A 7,179-nucleotide genomic window follows, 5' to 3' on the forward strand; every position below is an offset into this window, starting at 1 on the left:
CGTGACCATCGGCGTGCTCGACATCGACATGAATATGGCGGCCGCCGACGGCGTGGTTCTCAACGGTTACACCGGCACGTTCACGGTCTCCGGCACGACGGACATCCTCGATCCAGGGCAGTTGGGCATCGAAATCACCGGTAACACCGGCACGGCGACCTTCACGGGAGTGACGACAATCGATGGAGCGTCGGATATCTCGATTTACTACCATGCTGCGGCTGCCGGAACGCGCGATATCAACTTCGGCACCGTCAGTGTCCTGAATCGCGGCGCCGAGGGCCTCGCGATGGGGGCGGTTACCGGCGGCACGGTGGACGTGGCTTCGCTGACGATTCCCAACCCTTCGGGTGCCATGACCGTTACCGATGCAGCAATCGATGTGTCCTCGTCCAGCGCCAATGTGACGTTTACCACGGTAGACCTGGACGATGCCACGTACGGCATGTTCGTTTCAGGGCATACGACCGGGTTGGTCAGCCTGAACGGCGGCACCATCAACGGCACGACCATGACCGGTGTGGAAGTGCGTGACTCGACTTCCGTGCTGGTCAAGAACGTTACGATCACGGGCACGAACAGCTCCGATTACGGCGTCGTTGTGCAGTCGAGCACGGGCGATACCTCGGCCACGGTGCACAACGTTCTGACGAGCAATACCCAGTTCGAGGGCCTCTATGCGCCCGCCTTCTCGACCAATATGGTGAGCATGGATCTGCGGATCTCGAACAGCAGCTTCACCAGCACGGCTTTCGACGGAGTCTATGTCCGCGCCAACAATGCGATGTCCTCGCTGTGCCTGAATATCTCGAATCCGGGCTCCAACAACAGCGGCGGCGGCGCCGGGTTCGACGGCTATTTCCTGGAGCAGGCTGCCGGCACGTTTACCCTTGATGGCTTCTTGGGCGACGGCACGATGACAGCGCAGGTCAACGCGCACGTAACCGGCGCCAATACCGGAACGGCGGCCTCGAGCACTGCAACCACATTCACCGCTTCGATGCCCGGCACATGCGTGACGCCGGCGCCGTAGTCGCTCGGAATGTAACGATCCACATGGAACGGCCCCGCAATGCGGGGCCGTTTTCTTATTGCAATTCTTGAAAGGCTAGGGCATCGCCGCCCGGAGCGCCCGGCCCACGCTTCCGGCGATGGTATAGCCGGTGAATGTCTCGCGCACGGTGCCGTCGGGGCCGATGATGACGGTGGTGGGCAGGGCCCGCACGCCGTAGGCATCCGAGACCTCCTGCGGCCCGATCAGCACGGGGAAGTTGAGCTTCTTCTCGGCGGTGAAGGCGCGGATCTCATCGAGCGCCGAGCTGACCGCGACGGAAACGACGACGGCCTTTGCCGGGTCTACCTCGGTCGAGAGCTCGCTCAGCGACGGCAGCTCCATCTTGCACACCCCGCACCAGCTCGCCCAGAAGGTCAGCGCCACCGCGCGGCCGCGGTAATCGTCGAGGGAGTGCTTCGTGCCCTCAAGGCTGGTCAGGGCGAAGGCCGGGGCCACATCGCCCTCTTCGACCGCAGGTGCAACGCGCCCCTGGTTGTAGAACCAGAAGCCCGCCACCAGCGCGGCGAAGATCACCCAGTCCCACCGGTCGAGAAACCGGTGGATGCGCTGGCGGGTAGTGGGGGATTGCTGATCGAGTTCCATAAATTCAGAGCAACCGGAAAGGTGTCATCCTGAGCCCTTCGACTCTGCTCAGGACAGGCTCTGCGAAGGATCGGTTGGGATCGGCGCGAACCTTCGACTGCGCGATTCTTCGCTGCGCTCAGAATGACACCTCATGGCCCGATTTGAACAGCTCAATACCCCGACATGCGCTTCATCACGCGCCTCAGCAGGGTGGAGGGCAGCACGTCCGAGACGTTCTTGAGAACGGTGAACTCGCGGCTGACCGGCCAGTGGGTCTGGGGCTTGTCGCTGGTGGCGGCGCGGTAGAGCACCTCGACCACGTCGTGGGCGGTGAGCTTCACGCCCAGGTTGTCGATGATGGGCACGGGGCGGGTATTGGCGACCATGCCGGTCTTCACAAACGGCGGCATGATGTCCATGACGGTGATGTCGTGGCGCGCCCACTCGATCTCCAGGGCCTCGGTGATGGCGCGCACCGCGTGCTTGGTGGCCGAGTAGACGGCGAAATCGGGAATCCCGTAGAGGGCCGAGGCACTGCACATGCTGATCATGCGCGCGCCGGGGGTGGCCTTGAGCATGGGGAAGGCCTGGCGCGAGCATTCGAGGACGCCGCCCACGTTCACATCGACGAGCAGCTTGTTCTGCGCCGCCGGGACTTCCTCGAAAGGACCGGTGAAGAGGACGCCGGCGTTGTTGAACAGGACGTCCATCCTGCCGCCGGTGCGCCCCTCAAACTGGGCCAGCGCCGCCTCGATCTGGGCGGGCTTCGTAACGTCGAGCTTCTTGCGGCAGCAGCGCTCCTTGCCGATCTCACGCTCCAGGGAGGCCAGCCCTTCGGTGTCGAGGTCGTAGGCCCCCACGAACCAGCCGCTTTGGGCAAACTTGAGTGCCGCCGCGCGGCCGATGCCGGCCGCCGCGCCGGTGATGAAGATGGTCTTGTTGTTCATTGCTCCGACTCCTCCGGGCAGGTTGTTTAAACCACGGGGCGGGGAGGGGCCAGTCGTTCCGCTGGAGGACGGCCTGCCTGCGGGGTGCGCCTTGCTTTTCCCTCGTACCTCGAGCCCCCCGCCGGTTCTCAACGTGCACGTGCACCTGCACGAGCACGTGCACGTTGAGATGCACTGAAATGGCGCCAGACGCAAAATTAACCAAATAATATCAGGCAGTTACGGTCGCATTCTTTCCTCTGGCCAAAAAGTAGCACAGTGTGTTAAATTTATTTCCGTGGGAGATCCGATGGACCTGCGCGCCCAAAACACAGCCGAGCGAAAGAAACGCATCCTGCTGGCTGCGCGGCAGATCATCACGGCCGAGGGGCTCGACGGTCTTTCCATGCGAAAGCTCGCGGCCGAGGCCCGGCTGAGTGTGCGCACCCTCTACAACATCATCGGCAGCCGCGAGGAAATCCTCCGGGCGCTGGTCAGCGCCGGCATGGACGAGATGGACGCCCTGCTGGAGGCGACGACCCCGCTCAGCGACCCCATCGCGCGCGCCCGCGCGGTCATCCTGGTGAGCGCCGAGCATTTCATCGCCGACCCGGCCACCTACCGGCCGGTGCTGCTGGCCCTCTACCGCGAGGGCACGAGCGTGGGGGGAGACGCTTTCTCGCTCGGCGAGCGTGCGGCCGCCATGCAGCGCGTGGCCATCGAGGCCGCCATGCGCGAGGGACTGCTGCGCACGGACATGGACGCGACGATGCTGGGCTGGCAGATCTTTTTGAGCTGGGCGCAGGCCATGCAGGCCTGGGCGGGCGGGATCATCGACGACGCGGGCTTTCGCGCGCTCGCGCTCTACGGGCTCTACAGCGCCTTGCTCGGCGTGGCCGAGGAGGCCACGCGCCCGCAGCTCCTTTCCGAGCTCCAGCGGGTGCAGACGATTGCGCGCTGGGCCCTGCAGGGCGCCTGCGCAACGAGCGCGAAGACTGAAAAAGAGGCGGCGCTTGCCGCGGGAGAGAAGTGATGATGGAAGCGCAGCAGGTCGAACCCGAAGTAGTAATCGAAGCACAGGCCGAAGCCGCGAGCGAAGGCCCCAGCGAAAAGCAGATCGCGCAGGAAAACTCGGGCGAGCTGGCATGGGCGACGCTGATCCTGGCACTCTTCGTGATCCTCGCGTTCATCGCCATTACGCTGATGGTACTGCTGGGGCTGCTCCCCATCGCCGTGGGCGTGTTCTTCAACACGATTCTGATCTACTGGGCGTTCACGCCATTGCATGAGGCCTCCCACGGGAACATCGCAGGCAGGCACAAACGCTGGCGGTGGCTGGAAACCGCCGTGGGCTGGGCGACGGGGATCATGCTGCTGGTACCTTTCCCGGCATTCCGGGAGATCCATCTCCAGCATCACTCGTTCACCAACAACCCCGAGAAAGACCCCGATTTCTCGGCGAGGGGCCCAAGCTTCCGCGCCGCCTTCAAGGGCATCGCCTCGGTGCCGCTGCACTACTTCAGGACAATGAAGGAACATGCCGACGCCGGCCGCCCCGGCGCCGCGCGCAATCTGCGTCTGGGCTATCTGTTCGAGCTACTGCCGCTGGCGATCGCCTTCGCGCCCTTCCCGGTGGGACCCATTCGCCGGGTCGCGCTCATGTGGAGCCTCTCGAGCATCTGCGCCTTCATCCTTCTCGCAACCGTCTTCGACTGGCTTCCCCATCACCCGCACCAGGCGCGCGGGCGCTACGTCGATACCCGCGCCACGCTCTTTCCCGGCAGCGGCTGGTTGCTGCTGGGCCAGGACGTCCACATCATTCACCACCTCTACCCGCGCATTCCGTTTTATCGCTACAAGAGAGTCTTCAACGAGATCCGCGCGGGCATCGAGGGCAAGGGCGTGAAGGTGGAACAGTGGGGCTTTGCCGAGGCGATCAGCAAGATATTCGGAACCCCGGAAAGCGCTGCGGCGGCGTAACTACTTGAGCCCCGCGGCCTGCGGCACGCCCATGTAGTCGACGATGAGTCCCTCGCGCGGATGCGCCTGCTCAATGGGCGTGATGCCGAGCTGGCGGCGCACTTCCTCGATGGGGAGCGCGAAGAGCCGCTCATAGTCGGCGCAGGAGAGCGGACTGCACTCAGCCCCGCGCCGGTAGGCCTGTCGCAGGTAGCGGTGCCAGCGGCGCCAGCCCACGCGCGGGCGCATTCCACCCAGGATTCCAAGAATTCCCCATAGCACCGGCAGCGGATACTGCCCGTAGGTAAACCAGATCACCGCGCCTTCGCCGGCGATGTCGCTGCCGTATCCCGAGAGCACGTGGAAAAGATCGTGGGAGTGGCTCATGCGCTCCATGAACCACGCGACATCCCCGTCCCAGCCGAGGCGCGCGCAGGTCTTTTCGATCCCCGCGAGCTTTGCGAAGGCCCGCGCATCCGCGACGTTCGGGCGGTTCATGAAGTCGTAGTAGGCGCGGCCGAAGCTGCCTGCCGGCATGGCGGCCATGCGCCCGGCATCGGCGATGAAGTCGAGCAGGTCGGGGCGCTCCTTCAGCAGGCGCGCTCCAACCGGGTGGGCGGCGAACTGAGAAAACTCGCGCTCGATCATGGGACCGGCCAAACAAAAGACGGCCTCGAAAGCGTGGGTCACGCCGCGCTCGCTGGCAGGGTTGCTCACCCAGCGGCCCGCCGCCCGTAGGCCCCGCAGGTATTGACGCTCGAACTGGCGCGAATTGCTCATCGGAACCTCTCTGGAATAAATCCGAAAATATTTCGGATTTCTTGAGGCCATGCTATTCTTCTCTCTGGAAGGTGTCAATGAGCGCGAAAGCTGCAGCAAAACCGGCGGCAAAAGGCCCCGAGCCGCCCCGCCGCGCCCCCACGCAGGAGCGCGCCCGCAAGAAAGTAGATGCGATCCTCGCTGCCTGCGGCCGGGTGCTCGCCGCCGAGGGTTACGAGGGCGCGACCACCAGCGCCATCGCCAAAGCAGCCGGCGTGCCGGTGGGGACGCTCTATGAATACTTTCCCAACCGCGAGGCGATCTTCTCGGCCTTTCTCGAAAACACCGTCGAGCAGGTCATCGAAGCCGTCGCCCGCGTCTCCCCCGCGCAGATGGGCAAGTCGCCCTCCGAGGCCGTGGGCAACCTCATCGCCGTGGCGGTCCACGCAGTCTCGCGCTACCGCGGTGAAATGCGCGCGCTCCTCTCGCGCATTCCCGGCGCGCTGGAACTGCCCGCCCTGCAGCAACTCCAGGGCGGCATCGCCGAGATCGCCCGCGCGCTCTCCTGGCTCGATCCAGAGACCGCCGAATCGAAGGACTTCGAGCGCAAGCTCTACATCCTCACCAACACGATCTTCGGCTTCTTCATCCGCCTGGCCACCGGGCCCGAGCCGCCGATGAAACCGGGCGAGATCACCCGCGAGCTGACCAGCCTGGTGCTGCGGTATCTGGAGGTGGAGGAGTAGCGGGCCGCCGCACCACCCCGTCCCGTTCGTCCTGAGTCGCTTCGCGCAGCGAAGCGTATCGAAGGGCAGGAGGGCCGCGCCGTTTCGAGAAAAGCATGTGGCCCGTTTGCCCTTCGATACGCGACCCTTCGGGCCGCACTCAGGACGAACGGGAAGCGTGACAGCGCAGCACGCACCCATTACCCTCAAAGGGGCATCCCAGTTACCGGGCAGGGAAGGCGCCATGGCCAGTCCGCGCTTTGTCTACATCGATTACACCAACGAAGTGGCGGCCACGCCGGGGCAGGCCTTTGCGTTTCTCGAAGACATCGCGCGCTGGCCGCAGTGGATCCGCCGCATCCCGAAGGCCCGCGACGTCGATTCGGGCGAGTGGCAGGTTGGCCACGCCATCGAATTCAGACCCGACTTCGCGCCCGCGCCGCTGAAGATGCACGTCTTTCACTACGAAAAAGATCGCGTGCTGGGCTGGGGCCTGGGGCGCCCGGGAAGCCTGCGCGGCTCCATCGAACACCGCTTCGACTTCGAGCCCGCCGGCGAAACCCGCTGCCGCATCCGCCACCGCGAAATCGCAGAGGGCCCGCTGGCGCTTCTCACCTGGCCCATGCAGCCGCTCGTCCACAAGTTCAACCGCGACTGGGCCGACGACTTCGTGCGGGCATTCGGGGGGTAGGTCGTGGGGTATCGGTATCAGGATCTGAAACCGGGGGATGCGTACTACGAAGCGTGGCGCACTCTCCGGCAGCGAACGGCTGTGGCAACTGTTGGCGCAAGCCTGATGCTGCTGTTTGGCCTTGTCAGTTACTTCCTAGATGGGAAGACGTCTGGCTATGCACTCACGATCCTCTTGGCGTCAAGCATTGCAGGGCTACCGGCAATTGTTCTGGCGACTTACGGGGTTTTCTCTCAATACAAATGGGTCTGTCCGAAGTGTGGAAGGAAGTATTTTCAAATACCAATAAAGCTTGGTTTGGCTAAAGCGAAGCTAGATACGGAAAACTGCCTTCACTGCGGCCTTCCCAAATACGCACCCGACGACCCCGATAAGGAAACCAACCATGAGCCTCAAAACCAGACTCTGTGAAACTCTCGGTATCGAGCACCCGATCATCCTGGGCGGGATGATGGGGGTGAGTGATGGGGCGCTTAGCGC

8 protein-coding genes are annotated in these 7,179 nt (G+C 64.1%); 5 read left to right on the top strand and 3 right to left on the bottom strand.

The genetic code is table 11. The features are described from left to right. Positions 1-1,033: hypothetical protein (locus KDH09_06455; protein MCB0219321.1), on the top strand; the 1,033-nt coding region annotated here is incomplete at its 5' end. A gap of 75 nt (positions 1,034-1,108) precedes the next feature. Here the strand turns inward: KDH09_06455 and KDH09_06460 are convergent. Both KDH09_06460 and KDH09_06465 read right to left on the bottom strand, forming a co-directional pair. Continuing rightward, positions 1,109-1,657 carry a redoxin domain-containing protein gene (locus KDH09_06460; GenBank protein ID MCB0219322.1) on the bottom strand — a complete coding sequence of 183 codons (549 nt, stop codon included), beginning with the start codon at positions 1,655-1,657 and terminating at the stop codon, positions 1,109-1,111. Positions 1,658-1,809: 152 nt separating this feature from the next. After that, positions 1,810-2,586, bottom strand: a complete 777-nt coding sequence (locus KDH09_06465; GenBank protein MCB0219323.1) for an SDR family oxidoreductase — start codon at positions 2,584-2,586, stop codon at positions 1,810-1,812. A 289-nt stretch (positions 2,587-2,875) separates the two neighbouring features. On the opposite strand from KDH09_06465, the gene KDH09_06470 reads away from it, so the two are divergent. Continuing rightward, entirely contained in the window at positions 2,876-3,598 is a 723-nt protein-coding gene (locus KDH09_06470) for a TetR/AcrR family transcriptional regulator (GenBank protein MCB0219324.1), read from the top strand. Further along, entirely contained in the window at positions 3,598-4,545 is a 948-nt protein-coding gene (locus KDH09_06475) for a fatty acid desaturase (GenBank protein MCB0219325.1), read from the top strand. The genes KDH09_06470 and KDH09_06475 overlap by 1 nt, the downstream gene beginning before the upstream one ends. Here KDH09_06475 and KDH09_06480 read toward each other — a convergent pair whose 3' ends face one another. Then, positions 4,546-5,304, bottom strand: a complete 759-nt coding sequence (locus KDH09_06480) for a hypothetical protein (protein MCB0219326.1) — start codon at positions 5,302-5,304, stop codon at positions 4,546-4,548. 77 nt (positions 5,305-5,381) lie between these two features. On the opposite strand from KDH09_06480, the gene KDH09_06485 reads away from it, so the two are divergent. Both KDH09_06485 and KDH09_06490 read left to right on the top strand, forming a co-directional pair. After that, positions 5,382-6,029 (top strand): TetR/AcrR family transcriptional regulator, encoded by a 648-nt coding sequence (locus KDH09_06485; protein MCB0219327.1) that lies wholly within the window; start codon positions 5,382-5,384, stop codon positions 6,027-6,029. 223 nt (positions 6,030-6,252) lie between these two features. Next, positions 6,253-6,699 (top strand): SRPBCC family protein, encoded by a 447-nt coding sequence (locus tag KDH09_06490; protein MCB0219328.1) that lies wholly within the window; start codon positions 6,253-6,255, stop codon positions 6,697-6,699. Positions 6,700-7,179 lie beyond the last annotated feature (480 nt).

This window comes from Chrysiogenia bacterium, assembly GCA_020434085.1.
Lineage (GTDB): Bacteria > JAGRBM01 > JAGRBM01 > JAGRBM01 > JAGRBM01 > JAGRBM01.